General features: G+C 67.1%; 24 protein-coding genes. 13 read left to right on the forward strand and 11 right to left on the reverse strand.

The features are described 5' to 3' along the window. Window positions 1–2: 2 nt before the first annotated feature. Together ACZK3J_RS04775 and ACZK3J_RS04780 are read left to right on the forward strand one after the other, a co-directional pair. Entirely contained in the window at window positions 3–977 is a 975-nt protein-coding gene (locus ACZK3J_RS04775) for an Lnb N-terminal periplasmic domain-containing protein (protein ID WP_478476961.1), read from the forward strand. After that, window positions 977–2,998 carry an esterase/lipase family protein gene (locus ACZK3J_RS04780; protein ID WP_478476461.1) on the forward strand — a complete coding sequence of 674 codons (2,022 nt, stop codon included), beginning with the start codon at window positions 977–979 and terminating at the stop codon, window positions 2,996–2,998. The genes ACZK3J_RS04775 and ACZK3J_RS04780 overlap by 1 nt, the downstream gene beginning before the upstream one ends. Window positions 2,999–3,036: 38 nt before the next feature. Here ACZK3J_RS04780 and ACZK3J_RS04785 read toward each other — a convergent pair whose 3' ends face one another. Further along, a complete protein-coding gene (locus ACZK3J_RS04785) occupies window positions 3,037–4,458 on the reverse strand; it encodes an MFS transporter (RefSeq protein ID WP_478476462.1) in 1,422 nt (473 codons plus the stop codon). A 29-nt stretch (window positions 4,459–4,487) separates the two neighbouring features. Between ACZK3J_RS04785 and soxR the strand changes: the two genes are divergently transcribed. Further along, a complete protein-coding gene (soxR, locus tag ACZK3J_RS04790) occupies window positions 4,488–4,922 on the forward strand; it encodes a redox-sensitive transcriptional activator SoxR (protein ID WP_071228048.1) in 435 nt (144 codons plus the stop codon). Between the two features lie 73 nt (window positions 4,923–4,995). On the opposite strand, the gene ACZK3J_RS04795 is transcribed toward soxR, so the two are convergent. Next, on the reverse strand, window positions 4,996–5,598 hold the full coding sequence (locus ACZK3J_RS04795) for a short chain dehydrogenase (protein WP_100437442.1): 603 nt from the start codon (window positions 5,596–5,598) through the stop codon (window positions 4,996–4,998). Between the two features lie 100 nt (window positions 5,599–5,698). On the opposite strand from ACZK3J_RS04795, the gene ACZK3J_RS04800 reads away from it, so the two are divergent. Then, window positions 5,699–6,574: a LysR family transcriptional regulator gene (locus tag ACZK3J_RS04800; protein ID WP_100437443.1), complete on the forward strand. Its 876-nt coding sequence runs from the start codon at window positions 5,699–5,701 to the stop codon at window positions 6,572–6,574. Window positions 6,575–6,633: 59 nt separating this feature from the next. Here the strand turns inward: ACZK3J_RS04800 and proC are convergent, their stop codons facing one another. Beyond that, window positions 6,634–7,455: a pyrroline-5-carboxylate reductase gene (gene proC / locus ACZK3J_RS04805; protein ID WP_100437444.1), complete on the reverse strand. Its 822-nt coding sequence runs from the start codon at window positions 7,453–7,455 to the stop codon at window positions 6,634–6,636. 18 nt (window positions 7,456–7,473) lie between these two features. Further along, window positions 7,474–8,151, reverse strand: coding sequence for a YggS family pyridoxal phosphate-dependent enzyme (locus ACZK3J_RS04810; RefSeq protein ID WP_100437445.1), 678 nt, complete (start codon window positions 8,149–8,151; stop codon window positions 7,474–7,476). An 87-nt stretch (window positions 8,152–8,238) separates the two neighbouring features. Between ACZK3J_RS04810 and ACZK3J_RS04815 the strand changes: the two genes are divergently transcribed. From ACZK3J_RS04815 to ACZK3J_RS04825, 3 genes are all read left to right on the forward strand, one after another. Further along, window positions 8,239–9,276, forward strand: coding sequence for a type IV pilus twitching motility protein PilT (locus ACZK3J_RS04815; protein WP_006422551.1), 1,038 nt, complete (start codon window positions 8,239–8,241; stop codon window positions 9,274–9,276). 79 nt (window positions 9,277–9,355) lie between these two features. Beyond that, window positions 9,356–10,519 carry a PilT/PilU family type 4a pilus ATPase gene (locus ACZK3J_RS04820; protein WP_049400675.1) on the forward strand — a complete coding sequence of 388 codons (1,164 nt, stop codon included), beginning with the start codon at window positions 9,356–9,358 and terminating at the stop codon, window positions 10,517–10,519. 181 nt (window positions 10,520–10,700) lie between these two features. Beyond that, the gene (locus tag ACZK3J_RS04825) at window positions 10,701–11,684 is read left to right on the forward strand and encodes an aldo/keto reductase (RefSeq protein ID WP_100437446.1); all 984 of its coding nucleotides are present in this window, start codon (window positions 10,701–10,703) and stop codon (window positions 11,682–11,684) included. A gap of 55 nt (window positions 11,685–11,739) precedes the next feature. Here ACZK3J_RS04825 and ACZK3J_RS04830 read toward each other — a convergent pair whose 3' ends face one another. Beyond that, window positions 11,740–12,639: a LysR family transcriptional regulator gene (locus tag ACZK3J_RS04830; RefSeq protein ID WP_049463612.1), complete on the reverse strand. Its 900-nt coding sequence runs from the start codon at window positions 12,637–12,639 to the stop codon at window positions 11,740–11,742. Window positions 12,640–12,941: 302 nt separating this feature from the next. Here ACZK3J_RS04830 and ACZK3J_RS04835 point away from each other — a divergent pair, with 302 nt between their 5' ends. The 3 genes from ACZK3J_RS04835 to ACZK3J_RS04845 all read left to right on the forward strand — a co-directional run bounded on the left by ACZK3J_RS04835 (window position 12,942) and on the right by ACZK3J_RS04845 (window position 14,501). Then, a complete protein-coding gene (locus tag ACZK3J_RS04835) occupies window positions 12,942–13,154 on the forward strand; it encodes a DUF4287 domain-containing protein (protein WP_049400678.1) in 213 nt (70 codons plus the stop codon). Between the two features lie 96 nt (window positions 13,155–13,250). Then, the gene (locus tag ACZK3J_RS04840) at window positions 13,251–13,700 is read left to right on the forward strand and encodes a GNAT family N-acetyltransferase (RefSeq protein ID WP_071228056.1); all 450 of its coding nucleotides are present in this window, start codon (window positions 13,251–13,253) and stop codon (window positions 13,698–13,700) included. Window positions 13,701–13,793: 93 nt separating this feature from the next. Then, a complete protein-coding gene (locus ACZK3J_RS04845) occupies window positions 13,794–14,501 on the forward strand; it encodes a YitT family protein (protein WP_032130182.1) in 708 nt (235 codons plus the stop codon). A 73-nt stretch (window positions 14,502–14,574) separates the two neighbouring features. Here the strand turns inward: ACZK3J_RS04845 and ACZK3J_RS04850 are convergent, their stop codons facing one another. Further along, window positions 14,575–15,117, reverse strand: a complete 543-nt coding sequence (locus ACZK3J_RS04850; protein WP_478476463.1) for a DNA-3-methyladenine glycosylase I — start codon at window positions 15,115–15,117, stop codon at window positions 14,575–14,577. Continuing rightward, entirely contained in the window at window positions 15,114–16,901 is a 1,788-nt protein-coding gene (locus tag ACZK3J_RS04855; protein WP_478476464.1) for a DUF4153 domain-containing protein, read from the reverse strand. The genes ACZK3J_RS04850 and ACZK3J_RS04855 overlap by 4 nt, the downstream gene beginning before the upstream one ends. Window positions 16,902–16,992: 91 nt before the next feature. Between ACZK3J_RS04855 and ACZK3J_RS04860 the strand changes: the two genes are divergently transcribed. Genes ACZK3J_RS04860 through ACZK3J_RS04870 form a run of 3 tightly spaced genes read left to right on the forward strand, consistent with a single transcriptional unit; the run spans window position 16,993 to window position 19,012 of the window. Beyond that, window positions 16,993–17,559: a YqgE/AlgH family protein gene (locus ACZK3J_RS04860; RefSeq protein WP_014036231.1), complete on the forward strand. Its 567-nt coding sequence runs from the start codon at window positions 16,993–16,995 to the stop codon at window positions 17,557–17,559. Window positions 17,560–17,578: 19 nt separating this feature from the next. Then, a complete protein-coding gene (ruvX, locus tag ACZK3J_RS04865) occupies window positions 17,579–18,046 on the forward strand; it encodes a Holliday junction resolvase RuvX (RefSeq protein ID WP_180846525.1) in 468 nt (155 codons plus the stop codon). A gap of 15 nt (window positions 18,047–18,061) precedes the next feature. After that, window positions 18,062–19,012 carry an aspartate carbamoyltransferase catalytic subunit gene (locus ACZK3J_RS04870; protein ID WP_032130186.1) on the forward strand — a complete coding sequence of 317 codons (951 nt, stop codon included), beginning with the start codon at window positions 18,062–18,064 and terminating at the stop codon, window positions 19,010–19,012. Window positions 19,013–19,100: 88 nt separating this feature from the next. Here the strand turns inward: ACZK3J_RS04870 and ACZK3J_RS04875 are convergent, their stop codons facing one another. The 4 genes from ACZK3J_RS04875 to mgtE all read right to left on the reverse strand — a co-directional run bounded on the left by ACZK3J_RS04875 (window position 19,101) and on the right by mgtE (window position 22,341). Continuing rightward, entirely contained in the window at window positions 19,101–19,592 is a 492-nt protein-coding gene (locus ACZK3J_RS04875; protein ID WP_071228058.1) for an REP-associated tyrosine transposase, read from the reverse strand. 172 nt (window positions 19,593–19,764) lie between these two features. Further along, on the reverse strand, window positions 19,765–20,583 hold the full coding sequence (locus ACZK3J_RS04880; protein ID WP_189720659.1) for a carboxylesterase family protein: 819 nt from the start codon (window positions 20,581–20,583) through the stop codon (window positions 19,765–19,767). A gap of 70 nt (window positions 20,584–20,653) precedes the next feature. Next, complete coding sequence (locus tag ACZK3J_RS04885; protein WP_010483664.1) at window positions 20,654–20,920, reverse strand: hypothetical protein; 267 nt, start codon at window positions 20,918–20,920, stop codon at window positions 20,654–20,656. A 59-nt stretch (window positions 20,921–20,979) separates the two neighbouring features. Further along, entirely contained in the window at window positions 20,980–22,341 is a 1,362-nt protein-coding gene (mgtE, locus tag ACZK3J_RS04890; protein WP_010483662.1) for a magnesium transporter, read from the reverse strand. Window positions 22,342–22,460 lie beyond the last annotated feature (119 nt).

Here is a 22,460-nt window from a genome sequence, read left to right on the forward strand (position 1 = left end):
CCATGGCGCTGGCGGCGCTGTGGGTGAGCGGGCTGCTGGCCTACCAGCTGCCGGGGCCGGGTTGGCTGGCCACCGGCGTGGCCGTGCTGTGGCTGCTGGTGGCGCTGTGGGCGTCGTGGCGGGTCGCGCGGGGACGTGCCTCGCGCCGCCTGGGCACGGCCTTCGGTGCGGCGCTGGCGCTGGCCGGCCTGTGGTGGCTGCTGCTGACCCCGCGCCAGGACCGCGTGTGGGCCGATGACGTGGCCCAGCGCCTGCACGTGGTGTCCTTCGACGGGCGCCACGTGGTGCTGGACAACGTGCGCGACTTCAGCTGGCGCAGCGAAACCGACTACGACGCGCACTGGGTACGGCGTGAGTACGACCTGGACCAGCTGCGCTCGGCCGACCTGGTGCTGTCGTACTGGATGGGCCCGGCGATCGCCCACACGCTGATCTCGTTCGGTTTCGAGGATGGTCGCCACGTGGTGTTCTCGCTGGAGATCCGCAAGGAGCGCGGTGAGTCGTTCTCCGCGCTGGGCGGCTTCTTCCGCAAGTTCGAGATGACCCTGGTGGCTTCGGAGGAGACCGACATCATCCGCACCCGCACCAACGCGCGTGGCGAAGATGTCTACCTGTACCGCCTGCATGGCATGGACCGCGCGCAGCTGAAGGAACTGTTCGCCGCGTACATCGAACAGGCGCGTGAACTGGATGCCAAGCCGGGCTTCTACAACACGCTGACCAGCAACTGCACGACCATCGTCTTCGACCTGGCCCGCCACATCGCACCGCACCTGCCGTTGGACTATCGGCTGCTGCTGTCCGGCTATCTGGCCGAGTACGCGCAGGAGGTCGGTGCACTCACGCCGGGCGTGCCGTACGCCGAGCTGCACGACAAGGGCCGCATCACCCAGCGCGCATTGGACCTGGGTGATGGCGAGCATTTCTCCACCGTGATCCGCCAGGGCGTGCCCGGCACCGAGCAGGACCCGCAGTAATGACCCAACTCTTTCTGACCCGCTGGCAGCGCCTGCTGCCGGTGTTGTTCGCCGCCTTCCTGCTGCTGGGCAGCAGCGGCTGCGCGATGGTCACCGTCAAGCAGGTCAAATCCAGTGATTCACTGGTCAACAAGCGCGCGGATGTGCTCAACACTGGCAAGCTCAGCCCCGCCGCGCGTGAAACGCTCAGCGCAGCGGGCCTGGACGAATCGCAGTGCGAGAAGGACTTCCTGGTCTGCCGCAGCACGTTGCTGATGACCGACGACCTCAATGTCGAGCAGCGGCTGTCGGCGCTGTCCGAGCTGTGGGTGAAGGCTGCATTGGCGATGACGCCAAAGAAGACCGCCGCAGGCGACCCGCCGATGAGCGATGCGGCATTGGATGCCTGGCTGGAAGCCGCGCGCTATGCCTATGCCTACCTGTTCTACAGCGGCCGCTCACCGTCCGACCGGGCCTTCGAGGACCGGCAGACGCAGGTGCGCGACTACTACAACTACGCGGCCGAGAAGGCGGCGGTGGTGTTGTTCGTGCGCGCACGTGCCGCTGCGCTGGCCGGCGAGGACTACACGAAGCCGCTCACGGTCGGTAGCTGGTCGCTGGCTTCCAACTACCAGCAGCTGGGTCTGAAGAGCATTCCGGCGCAGCTGGTTCCGGCCGGTACCGTCAGCTTTGTCGGCCTGCGCAGCACCTATCGCCGCGATGGCTTCGGTGCCGAGCTGGTGATGGTGATGGACCCGCCGAAACTGGTCGCGCCAGTGATCGCGCCCGACGGCCCGAAGGCTGAAACCGCGCAGGACGACGAAGACGACGAGCGTCGTGGCCGCCGCCACCGCCATGACGATTCGGTGCCCGAGTTCAGTGAGATGTCCTCGATCAACGTCACCGCACTGCTGCGGTTCGAGGGCAGCAGCCTGGAAGACGTGATGCGCACGCGCCGGGTCGAGCTGGATGCCTATTCGCCGGAAGCGACCGAGCGCATCACTCTGCACGGTGAGCAGGTACCGCTGGCCGGCAACTTCACTGCCGCCTACGGCCTGTGGCTGGCGCAGAGTGGCTTCGCCCGGCAGTCGCTGCGCACCCTGTTCGGCATGAGCGAGGGCATCGGCGAGCCGCACATCTACCTGATGCAGCCGTGGGACCCGAACCGCCGCATCATCTTCATGCTGCACGGCCTGGCCAGCAGCCCGGAAGCGTGGGTGAACCTGGCCAACGAGATCATGGGTGACCCCGAGCTGCGCCAGCAGTTCCAGGTGTGGCAGGTCTATTACCCGACCAATGCGCCGATCGCGCTGAACCGCTACGAGATCGCCAATGCATTCAACGACACGCTGAAGCATTTCGATCCCAACGGCAGCACGCGTGCGTCGAAGGACATGGTCTACATCGGTCACAGCATGGGCGGCGTGCTGGCGCGCCTGCTGGTGAGCGATTCCGGCGATGTACTGTGGAACGACCTGCTGGCCAACTACGACCTGAAGGGGGAACGGCTGAAGCGGGTGCAGAACAAGCTGGGTCCGCTGCTGCATTTCAAGGCACAGCCGAACGTGGAGCGTGCGATCTTCATCGCCGCGCCGCACCAGGGCACCGACATTGCCGGCAACAAGGTCGGTCGCCTGATTGGTCGCCTGGTACGCCTGCCGCTGACAATCCTCGGCAAGTTCGAGGACGTGTTCATGGCGCTGGCGCAGGCCGAGCAGCAGGTCGATGGCACCGCCAAGCCGAAGATCCCGAACAGCATCGACAACCTCAAGGCCAGCGATCCGTTCGTGAAGGCCGCCGCACAGCTGCCGATTGAGACGGGCCTGAAGTACCACTCGATCATCGCCCAGCGCAAGCCGGAGCTGCCGGTGGAAAAATCCGATGATGGGCTGGTGCCGTACTGGAGCGCACATCTGCCGGGCGCGCTGTCGGAGAAGGTGATCATCTCCGGCCACAGCGTGCAGGAAACCCCGCAGGCGGTGCTGGAGGTGAGGCGCATCCTGCACCGGGATATCGATGACATGGGGACCGGCAGCCGGTAGTGCCGGCCGCTGGCCGGCAATCCCGCAATGCGGCGGTACTACACCCGCCGCGCGATCACCGTGGCCAGCAGTGCCAGGCCGAAGGTGATTGCCAGGCACAGGAAGTAGCCGGTGTGTGGTGCGGTTTCCACGAACAACGCGAACAGAGCACCGGACACCGCCAGTGCGGTGGTCACCGACAGCGCCTCGCTCAGCTGCAGTGCCGAGGTGTTGGCACCCTGCTCGTGCGGTGCGGACAACGACAGCGTCAGCACCGACAGGCTGGCGTAGATCATGCCCATGCCAAAGCCGGTCATGGCCCAGCCGACCAGGGCCACCGGCAGCGGCACTGCGTTGAACAGCACGGCCAGTGTGGCGGCGATACCGATCGTCATCAGCGGCGTGCCAACGCGCAGCAGCTGCTGGCGTGACCAGCCGCGCTGCTGGTGACCCTGCAGCCATGAACCGGCGAACCAGCCCAATGCGCCGAGGCTGAGCACCGCGCCGGCCCAGCTGGGCGAGAGCCCGCGTTCGCGCTGCAACAGCAGTGGCAGGTAGGCCTCACAGGCGAAGAATGCGGCCGCCGCGACGCCGCGCAGCGCGATCACGCTGGGCAACCCGCGGCGCAGCAGCAACGTGCCGGCTGGCAACAGGCGGTGCACGCAGAACAGCAGCGCCAGCATGGCCACGCCGATGCAGAGCAGCGCAGGCAGGCCCTGCTGCTGGCCGCCGAAGTAGAGCAGCAGCGCCGCCAACGAAGCACCGCTGGCCCAGCGCACCACGTTGCCGCGTCCATCGTCGCTGCTGGCAGCATCAGTGGGCTGCATGCGTGCCAGTGCAGGGCGCAGCAGCAGCGCGGCCGGGACCGCCAGTAGCGGCACCGCCAGGAACACCCAGCGCCAGCCGAGATGCTGCACGATCAGCCCGCTCAGCGCGGGACCGATCATCGACGGCACCACCCAGCCGGCGGAGAACGCGGCGAATACCTTCGGGCGCAGGTGTTCGGGATAGCTGCGGCCAACCATCACGTACAGCGAGACCGAGATCGCGCCTGCGCCCAGGCCCTGTAGCAGGCGCCCGGCCACCAGCATGCCCATGCGCATGGCGAAGCCGGCCAGCAGCAGGCCCAGCACGAAGCAGCCCAGGCCATACCACAGCGGCCGAGCTGGTCCCTGGCGGTCGGCCCAGCGTCCGGCCAGGGTCATGCCGATGACACTGGTGGCCAGGGTGCCGCCAAAGGCCAGCGCATACAGGCGCAGGCCATCCAGCGCCTCGGCCACGGTCGGCATGGCGGCCGCCACCGCCAGGGCCTCGAAGGCATGCAGCGCCACCAGTGCCACCATGCCGATGGTGGTGGCGCGATAGCGGGGAGACAGGATCGACGTATCAGCCGGCGCACGGGCGTCGGCGGGCGAAAGAGTGGGGGACATACGAGTCAGATGCGGGCCGCGCTTGTCAACTGGCGGCGAAGATAGCAGCATGCCACCTCAACTGCAGTTTAGGTCAAGCAATGGTTTCCCAGGAACTCAGCGTTGGTGAAGTCTCCCAGCGCAGTGGCGTGGCGGTTTCCGCGCTGCATTTCTACGAGCGCAAGGGGCTGATCAGCAGCCTGCGCACCTCGGGCAACCAGCGGCGCTACAGCCGTGACGTGCTGCGACGGTTGGCCGTGATCCGCGTCGCGCAACGGGTGGGCATGCCACTGGAAGCTGTCGGCCGTGCCTTCGAAAGCCTGCCCGAGGGCCGCGCGCCGACCAAGGCCGACTGGGCCAAGCTGTCCGCGCGCTGGCGCACCGAGCTGGAGGAGCGCATCCGCATGCTGGAACTGCTGCGCGATGAACTGACCGGCTGCATCGGCTGCGGCTGCCTGTCGCTGCAGCGCTGCCGCCTGGCCAACCCCGAAGACGTCCTCGGCGAACGCGGCGACGGCCCGATGCGCTGGGAGTGATCCGCGAAAAGGGGACGGAGGGGATTATGTCGTTTGTGCATTAACGACTTAATCCCCTCCGTCCCCTTTTTTCTTACCAGACCGTGATCGTCTCGCCGCTCTGGATGCCTTCCACCGCGCGCTGGAAGGCCAGCGCCGCGCGCTGCGCGCTCACCGCTTCGAAGCCTGGGAAATAGGGGCCGTAAGCCGCCATCGATTCGATCAGCACGTTCGGGCTGACCACGTTGATGCGCAGGCCACGGGGCAGCAGCTCCAACGCGGCGGCACGCACGAAGCCTTCCAGTGCGGCATTCACCGAGGTGGCGTTGACGCCATCGCGGATCGGCTGTGCGCTGACGATGCCGCTGGTCAGGGTGATCGAGCCGCCGGCGTTGAGGTGGTGCTGGGCGACCAGTGCCAGCCGCACCTGGCCCAGTAGCTTGTCCTGCAGGCCGAGGTTGAACTGCTCGGGTGTCATGTCCTTCAGCGGACCGAAGTGCAGCTTGCCAGCGGTGGAGATCACTGCATCGACCGGACCGGTGCGCGCGAAAAGTTCGGCGACGCTGGCGTCGTCTGTCAGGTCGACGCGCAGCTCACCGCTGTTGCGGCCGGCGGCGAGGATCTGATGCTGCTGGCCGAGCTGGTGGGCGACTGCCTGGCCGAGGGTGCCGCTGGCACCGACGAGGAGGATCTTCATGGCCGTTCCTTGCGAGAGGGGGAATGGGCGCAGTCTGCGCCCTCACAGTGGGGTTAGGTAAGCGGCGTATGCTTCGCAGATTCCTAACTCTGGATTAGTAATGGATACCCTTCGCTGCATGCAGGCCTTCGTCGCCGTGGCCGAGTCCGGGAGCTTTGCAGGAGCTGCCGAACAGCTGCAGGTGTCGGCGGTGATGGTCGGCAAGTACATCCAGCAGCTGGAGGCGCACCTGGGTACCGCGCTGCTGCAACGGAACACCCGCCGCCAGCGCCTGACCGAAGCCGGCGGCGCCTACCTGGCCGGGTGCCGGCAGGTGCTGGAGCAGGTGCAGCAGGCGGAGGCGGACGTGGCCGGCCTGCAGGTTCAACCTCGCGGGCTGCTGCGGGTCAGCGCGCCAACCACCTGGGGCAGCTGCGTGCTGGCGCCACAACTGGCCGGCCTGCTGCGCGCGCAGCCGCAGTTGAACATCGAGCTGGACCTGAGCAACCGCCGCGTGGACCTGATCGAGGATGGCTTCGACGTGGCGATCCGGGTCGGGCCGCTGCCATCGCAGGAGGTGGTGGCGCGGCCGCTGCCGCCGTATGCAATGAGCCTGTGTGCGGCACCGTCCTACCTGCGCCGGCGCGGCACGCCGCGCACGCCCGCGGATCTGCAGGGGCATGATTGCCTGAGCCACCTGGCCTGGCGCGGCGGCCATGGCTGGCAGCTGGCCAACGGCGAACAGGTGGACTGGGAAGCGCGCCTGACCTGCAATGATGGTGTCGCGTTGCGCGAGGCCGCCGTGGCCGGCGCAGGGCTGGTGCTGCAGCCGACCGCGCTGCTGGCCGGCGAAATCGCGGCCGGGCGGTTGAAGCCGCTGCTGCGCGACTACCTGCCCGAACCGCGGCCGATGCATCTGATCTACCTGCCGGATCGACGGCCGCGCCCGCGGTTGCAGTGCTTCGTCGATTTCGTCATGGCCACATTGGGGCAATGAACATCCACGCCATGCGTGGATGATGGTAGGTGCCGACCGTTGGTCGACACACATCGGGATCAATCATTCGCCGCAGACAGTTCCTGCCCACGCACCTGCGCGGCGCGCAGCGCCGTATCCACCAGCGCCTCGAAACCACCGGCCTGGAAGCTCTCGATCGCGGCCTGGGTGGTGCCGTTCGGCGAGGTCACGCGGCGACGCAGTTCGGCCGGGCTTTCGCCGGCTTCATCGAGCATGCGCGAGGCTCCCAGCAGGGTCTGCACCACCAGCGTGCGCGCCGCTTCTGCAGGCAGGCCCTGTGCGATACCCGCCGCTTCCATCGCTTCGGCCAGCAGGAACACATAGGCCGGCCCACTGCCGGAGACCGCGGTGACCGAATCCATCAGCGACTCGCTGTCGATCCACACCGTGCGCCCGGCACTGGCAAGCACCTGTTCGGCGCGTGCGTGCTGCTGCGCGTCCACCGACGCGGTGGCGTACAGGCCGGTCACGCCGGCGCCGAGCAGGGCCGGCGTGTTCGGCATCGCGCGCACCACAGGCAGGTTCCCGCCCAGCCAGCGTTCAAGCTGCGTGCTGGTGATGCCGGCGGCAATCGACACCACCAGCGGTCGGTTCGCCTGTGCCAGCGCCTGCAGCGACTGGCATACATCGCGCAGTACCTGCGGCTTCACCGCCAGCAGCCAGGTATTGCCCTGTGCGGCGGCATCGGCGGCGTTGTCGTGCACCTGCACGCCGAAGTCGGCAGCCAGTGACTCGCGCAGTGCGGCCACCGGTTCGGCCACGTGGATGTGCGCGGCAGGCACGCCCTGGCGGATCAGGCCGGCGATCAGGCTGCGGGCCATGTTGCCGCCGCCGATGAAGGTGATGGAATCAGCTGCCATGGAAGTCTCCTTGGAAAATCAGGCCGGGCCCGGGCGGGCGCCGAACAGGGCGGTGCCGATGCGCACCAGGGTGGCACCCTCGGCGATGGCTTCGGCGTAGTCGCTGCTCATGCCCATCGACAGCGTATCGACCTGCGCGTACTGGGCGGCCAGTGACTGGAAAAGGGCGCGCATGCGCACGAATGCATCCCGACGACGCTCGGCCTCCGGCCACGGTGCGGGAATCGCCATCAGGCCGCGCAGGCGCAGCTGGGGTTCGGCGGCGATCGTGGCGGCCAATGCGTCCACGGCCTCCGGCGCACAGCCGTGCTTGCTGGACTCATCGTCGATGTTGACCTGGATCAGCACGTTCAGCGGGCCGCGCGCGGCCGGGCGATGGCGTGCCAGCGCGGTCACCAGCTTGGAACGGTCCACGCTCTGCACCCAGTCGAAATGGCTGGCCACGGCATCGGCCTTGTTCGACTGCAGGTGGCCGATCAGGTGCCATTCCAGCGCCAGGTGCTGCAGCGCCTGCATCTTGGCCAGTGCTTCCTGCACGTAGTTCTCGCCGAAGGCGTGCTGGCCCTGTGCGGCCAGCGCGGCCACGGCCTCGGCCGGCTGGGTCTTGGACACCGCCAGCAGGCGTGGGTCGGGCCTGCCAGCGGCCTCGGCGGCGGCGTGCAGGTTGCTCAGGATCTGGGGCAGGGGAGTGGCCACGTAACGCGTTCCGTTGAATCAGGAGGCTATACTGCCGCCCGGGGAAAGATCCTTCCAGTCGAAGCCGTTATTGGGGAGTAGCCGCTCATGGATATCGCCGAGCTGTTGGCGTTTTCCGTAAAGAACAAAGCGTCCGACCTGCACCTGTCCGCAGGCCTGCCGCCGATGATCCGCGTGGACGGCGACGTGCGCCGGATCAACATCCCAGCCCTGGACCACAAGCAGGTCCACGCGCTGGTGTACGACATCATGTCCGACAAGCAGCGCCGCGATTACGAGGAATTCCTCGAAGTGGACTTCTCCTTCGAGATCCCGTCGCTGGCGCGCTTCCGTGTCAACGCGTTCAACCAGAACCGCGGTGCCGGTGCGGTGTTCCGTACCATTCCGTCCGAGGTGCTCACCCTCGAGGACCTGGCCTGCCCGCCGCTGTTCCGCGAAGTGATCCAGCAGCCGCAGGGCCTGATCCTGGTGACCGGCCCGACCGGCTCGGGCAAGTCGACCACGCTGGCGGCGATGATCGACTACATCAACAAAAACGAATACGGCCACATCCTCACCGTCGAGGATCCGATCGAATTCGTGCACACCTCGCAGAAGTGCCTGATCAACCAGCGCGAAGTGCACCGCGATACGCATGGCTTCAACGAAGCGCTGCGCTCGGCACTGCGTGAGGACCCGGACATCATCCTGGTCGGCGAACTGCGCGACCTGGAAACCATCCGCCTGGCGCTGACCGCCGCGGAAACCGGCCACCTGGTGTTCGGCACCCTGCACACCAGCTCGGCGGCCAAGACCATCGACCGTATCATCGACGTGTTCCCGGCCGGCGAAAAGCCGATGGTGCGTTCGATGCTGTCCGAGTCGCTGCGTGCGGTGATCTCGCAGGCACTGCTGAAGAAGGTCGGCGGCGGCCGTACCGCTGCATGGGAAATCATGGTCGGCACCCCGGCCATCCGCAACCTGATCCGCGAGGACAAGGTGGCGCAGATGTATTCGGCCATCCAGACCGGCCAGCAGTACGGCATGATGACCCTGGACCAGCACCTGCAGGACCTGGTCAAGCGCAGCCTGATCACCCGCAACCAGGCCCGCGACTACGCCAAGGACAAGCGCCTGTTCGAGTAAGGCGGGGCCGCAACGGGACGGCGTGCGCCAGTGCGCCGCCGTTTCCGCGCCGTTTCCGCCTCCGACCGTTTCCTGGTACATGCCCCATTGGGAGCCCGCCGTGAACACCACCGCGACCACCATCGATTTCACTTCGTTCCTCAAGCTGATGGCGCACCAGCGCGCCTCGGACCTGTTCATCACCGCGGGCATGCCGCCGGCGATGAAGGTCAACGGCAAGATTTCGCCGATCACGCAGACACCACTGACCCCGCAGCAGAGCCGCGACCTGGTCCTGAACGTGATGACCCCGGCGCAGCGCGAGGAATTCGAGAAGACCCACGAGTGCAACTTCGCCATCGGCCTGTCCGGCGTCGGCCGCTTCCGCGTCAGCTGCTTCTACCAGCGCAACCAGGTCGGCATGGTGCTGCGTCGCATCGAGACGCGCATTCCGACCGTGGAAGAGCTGAGCCTGCCGCCGATCATCAAGACGCTGGCGATGACCAAGCGCGGCATCATCCTGTTCGTCGGTGCCACCGGTACCGGTAAATCGACCTCGCTGGCGGCGATGATCGGTTACCGCAACCAGAACTCGACTGGCCACATCATCACCATCGAAGACCCGATCGAATTCGTGCACAAGCACGAGGGCTGCATCATCACCCAGCGCGAAGTCGGCATCGATACCGACAGCTGGGAAGCCGCGTTGAAGAACACCCTGCGCCAGGCGCCGGACGTGATCATGATCGGCGAGGTGCGTACCCGCGAAGGCATGGACCACGCCATCGCGTTCGCCGAAACCGGCCACCTGGTGCTGTGCACCCTGCATGCCAACAACGCCAACCAGGCGATGGACCGCATCGTCAACTTCTTCCCGGAAGACCGCCGCAACCAGCTGCTGATGGACCTGTCGCTGAACCTCAAGGGCGTGGTCGCGCAGCAGCTGGTGCCGTCGCCCGATGGCCGCTCGCGCAAGGTGGCGATGGAGATCCTGCTGGGCACGCCGCTGGTGCAGGACTACATCCGCGACGGCGAGATCCACAAGCTGAAGGAAGTGATGAAGGACTCGGTCCAGCTGGGCATGAAGACCTTCGACCAGAGCCTGTTCGAGCTGTACCAGGCGGGCGAGATCAGCTACGAGGACGCGCTGCGCTACGCCGATTCGCAGAACGAAGTGCGCCTGCGCATCAAGCTCAGCCAGGGCGGCGACGCCCGCACCCTGTCGCAGGGGCTGGATGGCGTGGAGATTTCCGAGATCCGGTGACCTGGGTGTTCCGTAGCGTCGAGCCTGCTCGACTGTTCTTGTCGAGTCGAGCAAGCTCGACGCTACGGGCGGGCGGCTGCGCGTATTGATGAATTCCAGTCATGACCAACTGCAATGCTGCCCATTCAATCCGTGGGCTCTGCAGGCGTATCGTCAGCGCGCTCCCCTTTGGAGCACGACGATGCAGACACGTGAACTCGGCCGCGGTGGCCTGAAGGTTTCCGCCCTCGGCCTGGGCTGCATGGGCCTGAGCCATGGCTACGGCCAACCGGTGGAGCGCAGTCAGGGCATCGCCCTGCTGCAGGCCGCCGTCGAGCGTGGCGTGACCTTCTTCGACACCGCCGAAGTGTATGGCCCCTACACCAACGAAGACCTGCTCGGCGAGGCGCTGGCGCCGTACCGCGACAGGCTGGTGATCGCCACCAAGTTCGGCTTCAAGGATGCGCGCGTCGATACCGGGCTGGACAGCCGTCCCGAGAACATCCGCGCGGTGGCGGAGGCCAGCCTCAAGCGCCTGCGCACCGACCATATCGACCTGTTCTACCAGCACCGCGTCGACCCCAACGTGCCGATCGAGGATGTGGCCGGTACCGTGCGCGACCTGATCGCCGAAGGCAAGGTCGGCCACTTCGGCCTGTCCGAGGCCAGTGCCGCCACCGTGCGTCGCGCCCATGCAGTGCAGCCGGTGGCCGCCGTGCAGAGCGAGTACTCGCTGTGGTGGCGTGAGCCGGAGCGCGAACTGTTGCCGACGTTGCAGGAACTGGGCATTGGTTTCGTGCCGTTCAGCCCGCTGGGCCGTGGCTTCCTGACCGGCGCGATCAACGCCGATACCACCTTCGACGCCAACGACTTCCGCAACACCGTACCGCGTTTTGAAGTGGAGGCGCGTCGTGCCAACCAGGCGCTGGTTGACCGCATCAGCACGATCGCTGCCGCACGTGGCGCGACGCCGGCGCAGGTAGCGCTGGCCTGGCTGCTGGCGCAGGCACCGTGGATCGTGCCGATTCCGGGCACCACCAAGATCCATCGCCTGGAAGAAAACCTGGGCGCGGCCGACCTGCAGTTGGCGCCGGAGGAACTGCAACGCATCGCGCAGGCGCTGGATGAAGTGTCGATTGTCGGTGAGCGCTACAACGTGCAGCGCGCCGCGCAGGCCAAGGGCTGATCACCAGGTGGGTGCGGACCGTTGGTGGTGGGTGCGGACCGTTGGTCCGCACTCCTCAACTCCCCATCGGCCCGCGCAACGCGTCGAGCACCGTGCGCATCGCCACGGTGACGTGGCGGCGTGACGGGTAATACGCGTAGTAGCCATCGAAGTGCGGGCACCAATCGTCCAGCACCGACTGCAGCCGGCCATCGTCCAGCATCGGCTGCACCTGGTCTTCCGGCAGCCAGGCCAGCCCGCTGCCGGCCAGTGCAGCCGCGCGGGTCATGCCCATGGTGTTGAAGGTCCACTGACCGGTCACGCGCACGCTCAGTTCGTTGCCGTCCTGGCCGAAATCCCACGGCATCAGTCCGCCATGCGTAGGCAGGCGCAGGGTGATGCAGTTGTGGTTGGCCAGGTCGTGCGGATGCCGTGGCACCACATGCTGGCGGAAGTAGCTGGGCGCACCGACCACGCGCATGCGCAGCGGTGGGCTGACCGGTACCGCGATCATGTCGCGCGCCAGCCGTTCGCCGAGGCGGATACCGATGTCGTAGCGCTCGGCGACGATGTCGGCCAGCCCGTAGTCGGCAGCCAGTTCCACCTTCAGGTCCGGATACTGCTGCAGCAATGGCGCCAGCCGCGGCCAGGCGATGTATTCGGCGGCATGGCCGGTGGCATTGATGCGGATGGTGCCGGCCGGGCGTTCGCGGTACTCGGCCAGTGCGGCCAGTTCGTCCTCGATCTCGGCCAGGCGCGGGGCGAGGGTCTCGAGCAGGCGCGCACCGGCTTCGGTGGTGGACACGCTGCGGGTGGTGCGGGTCAGCAGGCGCACGCCGAGGCGCTCTTCCAGGCCGCGCATGGCATGGCTGAGCGCGGACTGGGAGACACCCAGCTGGGCGGCGGCCCTGGTGAAGCTACCTTCGCGGGCAACGTGGACGAAGGCCTGCAGGTCGTTGAGGTTTTCACGGGGCATGACGGGATGATACGGCCGGGCTGCGCCCGGCACCCGCCGAAACAACGTCAATGGCAACGTCAAAAGCTGGCTTCCCGTGGGAGGCGGGGGGGCTCAGGTTGCGGGGGACGGCGCAAGTACGTCCATGTAGCCTCGGTCGCGCCATCCATGGCGCTCACGCCCCCGCAACCTGAGCCGCCCCGCCTTCGACAATTTCCCGCGAGCTGTTGGAACGGCTCCGACCCCATTCTGTGTAGGCGTGTGGGGATGTCGATTTCAGGGACTGTGGTTCGTCGAATGAATGACTTCAACAGGAGCTGCACATGAGCACTGACACCAAGCCGAAGGGCCCGGCCTCGTACTTCCCCTCCATCGAGAAGACCTACGGGCAGCCGGTGACGCACTGGTTCGGGCTGCTGGCGGGCAAGAAGGGCCTGAAACACATGGAACTGGTCAGCTTCCTGAAAAGCGAGCATGGGGTGGGCCACGGCCATGCCAATGCGTTGGTGGCGCACCATCTGGCCGGAAAGGGCTGAGCAGGCAACCCGGCGCTGAACGGTCGTGTGGGGGTCAGGCTACACGGCCTCCGGGGTCAGGCAGACTGGGCGTTCATCCCGAGGCAGGACGCCCTCATGCAGGTCACGCTGGACGCGATCACCGTCGACAACTACGAAGCCGTGTGCGATCTCGACGTCAGCGAGGCGCAGCAGGACTTCGTGGCCGGCAATACCTGGTCGCTGGTGCAGGCAGCATTCCATCCCGGCTACCAGACCCGCGCCATCCAGGCCGATGGCGAGCTGGTCGGGTTCTTCATGTGGGTGCCGGAGACGCCGCAGCGCATCTCGATCTGGCGCTTCATGGTCGATCAGCGCTGGCAGGGGCGTGGCATCGGGCGGCGCGCGCTGGAAGTGGCGCTGGCGCAGATCCGGGACACGCCCGGCCTGGCAGAGATCGAGATCTGCTACAACCCGCGCAATCCGGTGGCGGGCGCCTTCTATGGCAGCTTCGGTTTCGTCGAGACAGGCATGGACGATGATGGCGAGGACATGCTGGCCGTGCTGCCGGTGACGCCTCCGGAATAACCTGAATGGGCGAGCGCAGCTGAACGATTTCATCTGCAACTGTCATGCAGATCGTGTCTAATAGCGCTCCCCACCTGCTGTTCCCCCACCCGTATGTCCCTTCCCGCCCATGGCCCCGCGCCGTGCGACGACGCTGACGGCCACCTGGTCACCGCCGGTCCGCTGACCCCGCCGCCCGACAGTGCCGGCACCACCGCCGACGAAAAAGCGCTGCGCCACTCGATCGCCGAGGACGTGCAGGGCATGGTGCTGGCCACGATGGTGGCCTCGCTGGGCCTGGCCATCTTCGCCAAGGGTGGGCTGATGATCGGCGGCATGGCCGGCATGGCCTTCCTGCTGCACTACTCGATGGGTTGGAACTTCGGCCTGGTGTTCGTGCTGGTCAATCTGCCGTTCTACTGGGTGGCGCTGCGGCGCATGGGCTGGGAATTCACCCTGAAGACCTTCGCCGCGGTCACCGCCTGTGGCGTGCTGACCGACCTGCTGCCGCGCTGGATCGACTTCTCGCACATCAACCCGTTGTATTCGGCGATCGTGGGCGGTGCGTTGTCCGGCCTGGGCATCCTGTTCTTCATCCGCCACCGCGCCAGCCTCGGCGGCATCGGTATCCTGGCGGTGTACCTGCAGCGCACCCGCGGCTGGAGCGCGGGCAAGGTGCAGATGTCCTACGACGCCTGCCTGATGGTGGCCGCGTTCTTCGTGCTGTCGCCGTCGAAGGTGCTGTACTCGGCGATCGGCGCGGTGGTGCTCAGCCTGGTGCTGATGTTCAACCACCGCCCGGGCCGTTACATGGGCGTGTGACGATTCGACGGTAGTGCCGGCCGCTGGCCGGCAACACCTGAGGCGTTCCGAGGTTGCCGGCCAGCGGCCGGCGCTACTGGGAGGCCTGCAACCACGGCGGCGACAGCGTCAGCAGCCGCGCATGCACCGGGCAGTCCTCGGCGTGCGCACCGGGCAGGTAGCCCAGGCTCATCAGGAATTCGCCGGTGATCTCGCCGCCGGTGAAGCGGAACGTCTTCTTGAACAGCTTCACCCAGTCGGCCTTGCTGCGCGGATGGTGCGCGTCCAGCCACGCCGCGAAGCTGCCGTGGCTGGCCCGCAGCTGCTGGATCACCTGTGCGTTGTGGATCGCCGCCAGCACCTTCAGCCGGTTGCGGATGATGCCCGCGTCCGACAGCAGCCGTTCGATGTCCTGCTCGGCGTAGGCTGCAACCCGATCCACATCGAAGCCGTCATAGGCCGCGCGGAAGCCCTCGCGCTTCTTCAGGATGGTCTCCCAGCTCAGCCCGGCCTGGTTGATCTCCAGCACCAGCCGCTCGAACAGCTCGCGCTCGTCACGCTGCGGGAAGCCGTACTCGTTGGCGTGGTAGTAGTCGTGCACCGGATGGCCCGGGGCGATGAGGCAGTAACCGCTCATGGGGAAGACTCGTTGGATTCGGGTTCGGGATCGATGGCCACCGCGGGGCGCCCGCCGATGGACAGCATCGGCCAGCGCGGTGGCACAAGCGTGAGTTTGCCGTCACGCAGGGCCTGGTTGATCGCCTCGGCCTGGCCGCTGACGGTGCCGAACAGCGAACCGGCCCGGCGCCACTGGCCATCCCCGCCACGTGCGTACAGCACGCAGTCCGGCCCACGGTGGGTGTACAGCTCGCACAGCAGCACCTCGGTGCTGCCGTCGCCATCCAGGTCGCGATGCACGATCAGGCAGTCGCGCTCGCTCTGGGCGCAGGATTCGCCATTGATCGCGCGGGTGGCCAGTGCCTGCCACCAATCGTCCGGTGGCGAGCTGGATCCCTTGGCCAGCTTCAGCGCGCGCTGCAGGGCGGCGACGTCCTGCAGACCCTTGTCGAGGCGCTGTCCATCGTCCCAGCGCGAGGTACGTGCCAGCGCGGCAGCGATCACCTGTGGCGCGTTGGCATCGGCGGTGATGGCCGGATCACGCTGCAGCTCGCGCAGCGCCTGCACGCCACGGCGCCCAAGATCGAAGCGCAGCACGTTGACGTCACTGCTGGTGATCGCCGGCGGGTCCGCACGCAGGCGCGCCAACTGGCTGGACAGGGTCAGCCGCACCGGGTCCAGCAGCGGCGAGTTGCCCAGCAATGCCAGTGCCAGCACCACCCAGCACATCCAGCGGTTGACCGGCTCCAGTGTCTGCAACCAGCGGGGCTGTCGGCGCAGCACCGCCAGTGCATAGCCCACGGCATAGCCGGCCACGGCCAACGCGATCAGCACCGCCCAGAAGCGGTCCAGGGTCCAGCCGTACTGCACCACGCGCAGGCCCAGTGCATACAGCGCCAGCACCGCATAGACCGGCAGCGCCAGCAGGCTGGCCTCGACCAGCCGGCGCAGCACGACGGGGTAGGGCGCGGTGTCGTCGCCTTGCTGGTAGACCGCATTGGTGAATGACACCAGCAGCAGCGACAGCACCAGCAGCAGACTGGCGGCCGAGCGGGTCTTCCACAGCGGTTCCAGCCCGGTCAGCGGCAGGCTCAGCACGAACAGCACGGCAATGAACGAGAGCAGCGGCAGCAGCCCGCGACAGATCGCGAACAGCACCTGGCGGGTGATCTGGATCGCGCGGTGCTGGGTGCGCCCGATCAGCACGCCGAACCCGGCCAGGCTGCCGGTGGCCAGCGCGATGAACGCGTCCTGCCGGAACAGGTCGCGGAAGACGGTCACGTCGAGCAGCTGGAACAGCGCCGCCCACAGCCACAACAGCAGCCAGGTCAGCCCGGTGAACAGCGCCGCCAGGGCCAGGGTCAGGCCGTTCTGCCAGGCGCGCTCGAACAGCTCCGGATAGCTGGCGCGCCAATGCCCGTGCTGCAACTGGAACTGCCACCAGGGCAGGGCCACGAACACTGCTACGGCCATGCCCACGGTCAGCGGGAACTGCAGCGCGCCCGAATCCAGCGCGGTCTCGCCGTTGAGGTTCCAGCCGATCCAGGCGGCCAGCGCCAGCACCACCACCGAGCCGAGCACCGCCTGCAGCCACAGGCGGCGCTGGCCCAGCTCGACCAGGCTCAATGCCACCGCGCTGGGAATGGCCAGTACCCAGGCGTACCAGCAGTAGCGCCAGCCGATATCGCGGAACGGCCACGCATCGGACAGTTCCTGCGCGGCATACAGCATCAGACCCTGCAGCAGGGCGATCAGGACGATGGCGCTGCGTGCCGGCAGGGTCAGGGGCGATGAAGACTGCATCGATGACCTTCCATGGCAAAGCATCATCCTAGCCCATCGCGGTTCGGCGCCATCGCGCGACCATCCCGCCCCCAGCAGGTAGAATGGGCCCATGCCTGTTACGCCGACTTCCCTTGCCGATCACCTGCTCGTCGCGCTGCCGTCGCTGCTCGACGCGACCTTTGCCCGCAGCGTCGCGCTGATCTGCCAGCACGACGAGAACGGGGCGATGGGCGTGCTGGTCAACCAGCCTTCCGAGTACACGCTGGGCGAAGTGCTTGCACAGATGGACATCACCACCGGTGATGGCGACCTGCAGGCGCGCATGGTGCTCAACGGCGGCCCGGTGCATCCCGAGCGCGGCTTCGTCATCCATGACGACGCGCGCGCGTGGGATTCCAGCCTGACCGTGGGCGAGGGCCTGTACCTCACCACCTCGCGCGACATCCTCGAAGCGATGGCGCGCGGCGAAGGCCCGGCCAATGCCGTGGTCACCCTCGGCTGTGCCGGTTGGGGTGCAGGGCAGCTGGAAAGCGAGCTGTCCGAGAACAGCTGGCTGACCGTGCCGGCCGATGCCGAGCTGGTGTTCCAGCTGCCGCTGGAGCAGCGCTGGCAGGGTGCGGCCTCGCGCATCGGCGTGGACTTGTTCCGTCTGACCGATTACAGCGGCCATGTCTGAGCCGACCGCGCCCGCACCGGTGTCTGCTGCCCCGGCGATCCGCCGTGACGGCACCGTTCTGGGGTTCGACGTCGGCTCTCGCCGCATCGGCGTGGCCATCGGCAGTGCCTTCGCTGCGCATGCGCGCGCGGTGGCGGTGGTCGACGTGCACGGCAATGGCCCGGACTGGACCGCGATCGAACGCCTGCTCAAGGAATGGAAACCCGACGGCCTGGTGGTCGGCGACCCGCTGACCCTGGATGGCCAGGACCAGCCCAACCGCAAGCGTGCGCAGGGCTTTGCCCGCCAGCTGCGGGAACGTTTCAAGCTGCCGGTGGTGATGATCGACGAGCGTTCCAGCTCGGTCGAGGCCGCCCGCCGCTTCGCTGTCGAGCGCGCCGAAGGGCGCAAGCGCCGCCGTGATGCGGCCGCCCTCGATGCCGTTGCCGCGGCGGTGATCATCGACCGTTGGCTGTCGTCGCCGGACGACGCCACCCCCATTCCCTGACTGCCCGACACCGCCATGACCGCCCAGCAACTCGATGCCTCCGGCCGCCTGCGCCACCTGCTGACCCTCGAAGGCCTTCCGCGCGACACCCTGCTGCAGCTGCTTGACCGGGCCGGGCAGATCCGCGACGCCGCGGTCGGTCGTGTCGGCAACAAGCGCCACGTGCTGGCCGGTTCGGCGGTGTGCACGCTGTTCTTCGAACCGTCCACACGCACCCGCAGCTCGTTCCAGCTGGCCGCGCAGCGCCTGGGCGCCGACGTACTGAACTTCGATGCCTCGACCTCGTCCACGCGCAAGGGCGAAACCGCCTGCGACACGCTGCGCAACCTGGAAGCGATGGGCGTGCGCGGCTTCGTGGTGCGCCACCCGGATGATGGCGCCGTGGCCGCACTGGCCGAAGCGGCGGGCGAGGGCACCGCGCTGATCAATGCCGGTGACGGCCGCAGCGCGCACCCGACCCAGGGCCTGCTGGACATGCTGACCCTGCGCCAGGCCAAGGGCCCGGATTTCTCGAAGATGAAGGTGGTGATCGTCGGCGACGTGAAGCACTCGCGCGTGGCCCGCACCGACCTGCATGCGCTGCGTACGCTTGGCGTGGGCGAGATCCGCGTGTGCGGCCCGCAGTCGCTGCTGCCGGACGACGAGACCCTGAAGGGCTGCGTGGTCGGCGATGATTTCGACGCGATGCTGGAAGGCGTCGACGCGCTGATGATGCTGCGCCTGCAGCGCGAGCGCATGGAAGAAGGCCTGGTGCCGTCGCTGGAGCAGTACCACGCGCAGTACGGCCTGACCAACGAACGCCTGGCCCGCGCCGGCAAGGACGCCGCGGTGCTGCATCCAGGCCCGATCAACCGCGGCGTGGAAGTGACCGACGAGGTGGCCGACGGCCCGCAGTCGTGGGTGCTGCGCCAGGTCGCCAACGGCGTCGCCGTGCGCATGGCCGTGCTGGAAACGCTGCTGGGCTGACCACTTTGGTGGGTGCCAACCATGGTTGGCACACTCACCGCTCGGCTTGTCCGCGCACCGCTTTGGTAGATGCCAACCTTGGTTGGCACTATCCACCGGAGCTCATGTCATCGGGTAGATCACATGATGCCCCAAGCTCCCATTCGCACCAGGCATGGGGATATTGCCCCAACCGCGTCGTCAGCCCGGCCCTGATCGGATTTCCCATCAGGTACATCGCATGTCGGTGCAACGATTCGTCCGAGCGGATCGCATGATCGTGATAGCAGGCCTGCCAGAAGCGCCCGACTCGCCCCAGCAGCCGGTTTGCCTGCTGGGCTGTGCGCGACTTGAAACGCTTCATGACGGTTTCCAGTGACCCGGCGCGCAGTTCGACCAGCCAGTGAATGTGGTCGGGCATGACCACGTAGGCAATCGAGCGGGTGAAGCCTTCCTGATCAAGTCGCTGGAATTCGCGCACTGCCAAGGCGGCCACTGCGGCGTTGGTGAAGAGCGGTGCGCGGTCATGGACGACTGTGGTGAGGATATAGCTGAGGCCGACGCTGGAGCGACGACCGAGCAGGAGACGTGTGTTCTGCATGGAGCAAGCATGGATGGGCCTGCTTCCAGTGAACATCGGGGAATGGCTTGGTTTCAGGTAGGCCAGTGCCAACCAAGGTTGGCAACTACCAGAGCAGTCAATGCCAACCAAGGTTGGCAACTACTAGAGCAGTCAATGCCAACCAAGGTTGGCAGCTACGAGAAACTGCGGTTCAGCGCTTCTGCGCGAACAGCCACGCCCACATTGCCGGGTCGGCGTAGGTAGCGTCCCAGGCATTGTGATTGCCTTCCGGGTACTCGGTGTAGCGCACGTCGCGTGCAGCGGCGCTCTGGAATGCGCTGTGCAGCCTGCGGTCGTCATCCGGTGGCACCACGTCGTCCAGCGCGCCGTGGAAGATCCAGACCGGCGTGTGCTGCAGGCGCTGCGCGATCACGGCATACGGATCGGTTTCCTGGGCGACCTGCTCGACGAACAGGGTCGGGCGTTTTGCGCGTGGTGCCAGTACTGCGCCGCACACCGGCACGATCGCGGCAAAGCGGCGCGGGTCGTCCAGGGCGATGTTCCAGCTGCCGTAGCCGCCCATCGACATGCCGGTCAGGTACTGCCGTGCCGGGTCGGCGCCGAACTCGGCGATCGTCGCGTCCAGCGCGGCAACGGCCGCACGGTTGTTGCGGCCGCTCCATTCCTCATGGCCCGGTACCTGTGGAAACACCACCAGGGCAGGGAAGTCGGGATGCTCGCGCAGATAAGGCCCCAGCCCGGCGTGGGTCTGCTTGATGCCATCGGCGCCGCGCTCGCCCGAACCGTGCAGGAACAGGATGACCGGGACGTTGGAGGTTGCGGGCGTCTGCCCACCAGGGCTGCGGGCCTGCAGGCCCGCGGGAATGAACACCTGGTAGTAAGCCGTGTGTCCATCCACCTTCACCGCACGTGCTTCGAAGCGACCGCGCGCACTGTCCGGCAGCGAAGTGCAACCGCTCATCATCAGAAGGGCCAGCAATGGCAGCCAGCGCGACAGCAAACGGACCATGGGGTTTTCCGAAGCGGCGAGAACGCCTGCATCGTAGTCCGGCAACGTCGGCCCGGCATCATGCGCCGCGTCACTGCGGGCGCGGGAAGCTGGCGATGATGTCCAGCTGCTCCTGTGCCTCGGCATTGCCTTCGGCGGCCGCAGCCTGCACCTGCGCCATATCCGGGTGCAGCACCACCAGCAGCGGGTTCTCGCAGACCGGGCAGTCGTACTCGGTGGCGTCCTCGTCCAGCTCCATCTCCATGGCACGCGAGCTGCCCTTCCATTCGCAGGCCGGGCAGGTGTGCTGCTGGTCGCGCCAGCCGGGCTGGAAGTAGTTTTCTATCGTTGTTGCCATGGGTGTTCCCGTTGAGTGGGGCCCGAGCCCCGCTTGGCGGGGCCCGATCCTTGATGCGGTCAGTGCAGCAGCACCAGGGTGGCCAGGCCGAGGAAGGTGAAGAAGCCCATCGAGTCGGTCACGGCGGTCAGGAAGATGCCGCTGGCCAGCGCCGGGTCGAAGCCGAAGCGTTTCAGGGTCAGTGGCACCAGCACGCCGGCCAACGCGGCGAACAGCAGGTTGCAGGTCAGCGCGATGGCGATCACCGCCGACAACCCGGGCGAGTGGAACCAAGCGAGTACGATCAGGCCCAGCACCGAACCCAGCATCACGCCGTTCAACAAGGCGACCCGCACTTCCTTCCACAGCAGCGTGCGCGCGTTGGAGGCGCCCACCTGGCCCAGCGCCAGGCCGCGCACCATCAGCGCCAGCACCTGGGTGCCGGCGTTGCCTCCGAGGCCCGCAACGATCGGCATCAGCACCGCCAGCGCCACCAGCTTGTCGATGGTGCCCTCGAAGTGGCCGACCACGCTGGACGCCAGGAATGCCGTGCACAGATTGACCGACAGCCACATCAGGCGGCGGCGCATGGCGCGCCAGACCGGGCTGAAAAGATCTTCGTCCTCGTCCAGGCCGGCGGCGCCCAGCGCCTGGTGCTCGGCCTGTCCACGGATGATGTCGACCACGTCATCGATGGTGATGCGGCCGACCAGGATGTTGTTGTCGTCCACCACCGGCGCGGAGATCCAGTCATGGTCGGAGAACTGGCGGGCGACCTCCTGGTCGCTTTCGCCGACATCGATCGCCGGCTGCTCGTCGTCGATCAGGCGGTTGATCGGGGTGGTGTCCTCGTGGGTCACCAGTGCCGCCAGCGACACCCGGCCGAGGTACTGATGGCGCCGGCTGACCACGAACAGGTGGTCGGTGTGGTCGGGCAGTTCGCCACGCAGGCGCAGGTAGCGCAGCACCACGTCAACGTTGACGTCGGCGCGCACGGTCACCACGTCCGGGTTCATCAGACGGCCGGCGCTGTCCTCGGGGTAGGACAGCACCTGCTCCAGGCGCTCGCGGTTCTCGCGGTCCATCGACTTGAGGACTTCGTCGATGACCGTGTCCGGCAGATCCTCGACCAGGTCGGCCAGATCGTCGATGTCCAGGTCTTCGACCGCGGCAATGATCTCGTCCGGGTCCATGTCGGCGAGCAGGCTCTCGCGCACGTCGTCGCCGACGTGGACCAGCACCTCACCGTCATCTTCCGGATCGACCAGGCCCCAGACCACCTCGCGCTTGCCCGGCGGCAGCGATTCGAGCAGGTTGCCGATCTCGGCCGGGGCCAGGGTGTTGACCAGGCGGCGCACCGGGCCCAGCCGACCGCTGTCCAGTGCGTCGGACAGCATCCGCAGTTGGCGCGCAGTCTTGTCGTGGCGTACAGCTTCAGCCATCGCAGCTCCCGCGGGATAAGAAAAGCCGCGATCCCGGCAAGGATGCGGCAACAGGGGTGTTCAGCGCGTCATTATCGCAAGGGGATGTTTCAACGCATAGCCGCCGGGCGGTGGTAGTG

This window comes from Stenotrophomonas sp. 86428_Sma (genome assembly GCF_056481585.1).

What these genes read in the sequence shown, in the direction of transcription:
- ACZK3J_RS04780 (WP_478476461.1), top strand. Translation starts at nt 977, where the DNA reads ATGACCCAACTCTTTCTGACCCGCTGGCAGCGCCTGCTGCCGGTGTTG.
- ACZK3J_RS04880 (WP_189720659.1), bottom strand. Translation starts at nt 20,583, where the DNA reads ATGGTCCGTTTGCTGTCGCGCTGGCTGCCATTGCTGGCCCTTCTGATG.
- ACZK3J_RS04785 (WP_478476462.1), bottom strand. Translation starts at nt 4,458, where the DNA reads ATGCTGCTATCTTCGCCGCCAGTTGACAAGCGCGGCCCGCATCTGACT.
- soxR (WP_071228048.1), top strand. Translation starts at nt 4,488, where the DNA reads ATGGTTTCCCAGGAACTCAGCGTTGGTGAAGTCTCCCAGCGCAGTGGC.
- ACZK3J_RS04885 (WP_010483664.1), bottom strand. Translation starts at nt 20,920, where the DNA reads ATGGCAACAACGATAGAAAACTACTTCCAGCCCGGCTGGCGCGACCAG.
- proC (WP_100437444.1), bottom strand. Translation starts at nt 7,455, where the DNA reads ATGGCAGCTGATTCCATCACCTTCATCGGCGGCGGCAACATGGCCCGC.
- ACZK3J_RS04855 (WP_478476464.1), bottom strand. Translation starts at nt 16,901, where the DNA reads ATGCAGTCTTCATCGCCCCTGACCCTGCCGGCACGCAGCGCCATCGTC.
- ACZK3J_RS04870 (WP_032130186.1), top strand. Translation starts at nt 18,062, where the DNA reads ATGACCGCCCAGCAACTCGATGCCTCCGGCCGCCTGCGCCACCTGCTG.
- ACZK3J_RS04820 (WP_049400675.1), top strand. Translation starts at nt 9,356, where the DNA reads ATGCCCCATTGGGAGCCCGCCGTGAACACCACCGCGACCACCATCGAT.
- ACZK3J_RS04775 (WP_478476961.1), top strand. Translation starts at nt 3, where the DNA reads ATGGCGCTGGCGGCGCTGTGGGTGAGCGGGCTGCTGGCCTACCAGCTG.
- ACZK3J_RS04875 (WP_071228058.1), bottom strand. Translation starts at nt 19,592, where the DNA reads ATGCAGAACACACGTCTCCTGCTCGGTCGTCGCTCCAGCGTCGGCCTC.
- mgtE (WP_010483662.1), bottom strand. Translation starts at nt 22,341, where the DNA reads ATGGCTGAAGCTGTACGCCACGACAAGACTGCGCGCCAACTGCGGATG.
- ACZK3J_RS04795 (WP_100437442.1), bottom strand. Translation starts at nt 5,598, where the DNA reads ATGAAGATCCTCCTCGTCGGTGCCAGCGGCACCCTCGGCCAGGCAGTC.
- ACZK3J_RS04845 (WP_032130182.1), top strand. Translation starts at nt 13,794, where the DNA reads ATGTCCCTTCCCGCCCATGGCCCCGCGCCGTGCGACGACGCTGACGGC.
- ACZK3J_RS04835 (WP_049400678.1), top strand. Translation starts at nt 12,942, where the DNA reads ATGAGCACTGACACCAAGCCGAAGGGCCCGGCCTCGTACTTCCCCTCC.
- ACZK3J_RS04815 (WP_006422551.1), top strand. Translation starts at nt 8,239, where the DNA reads ATGGATATCGCCGAGCTGTTGGCGTTTTCCGTAAAGAACAAAGCGTCC.
- ACZK3J_RS04830 (WP_049463612.1), bottom strand. Translation starts at nt 12,639, where the DNA reads ATGCCCCGTGAAAACCTCAACGACCTGCAGGCCTTCGTCCACGTTGCC.
- ACZK3J_RS04840 (WP_071228056.1), top strand. Translation starts at nt 13,251, where the DNA reads ATGCAGGTCACGCTGGACGCGATCACCGTCGACAACTACGAAGCCGTG.
- ACZK3J_RS04800 (WP_100437443.1), top strand. Translation starts at nt 5,699, where the DNA reads ATGGATACCCTTCGCTGCATGCAGGCCTTCGTCGCCGTGGCCGAGTCC.
- ACZK3J_RS04825 (WP_100437446.1), top strand. Translation starts at nt 10,701, where the DNA reads ATGCAGACACGTGAACTCGGCCGCGGTGGCCTGAAGGTTTCCGCCCTC.
- ACZK3J_RS04850 (WP_478476463.1), bottom strand. Translation starts at nt 15,117, where the DNA reads ATGAGCGGTTACTGCCTCATCGCCCCGGGCCATCCGGTGCACGACTAC.
- ACZK3J_RS04860 (WP_014036231.1), top strand. Translation starts at nt 16,993, where the DNA reads ATGCCTGTTACGCCGACTTCCCTTGCCGATCACCTGCTCGTCGCGCTG.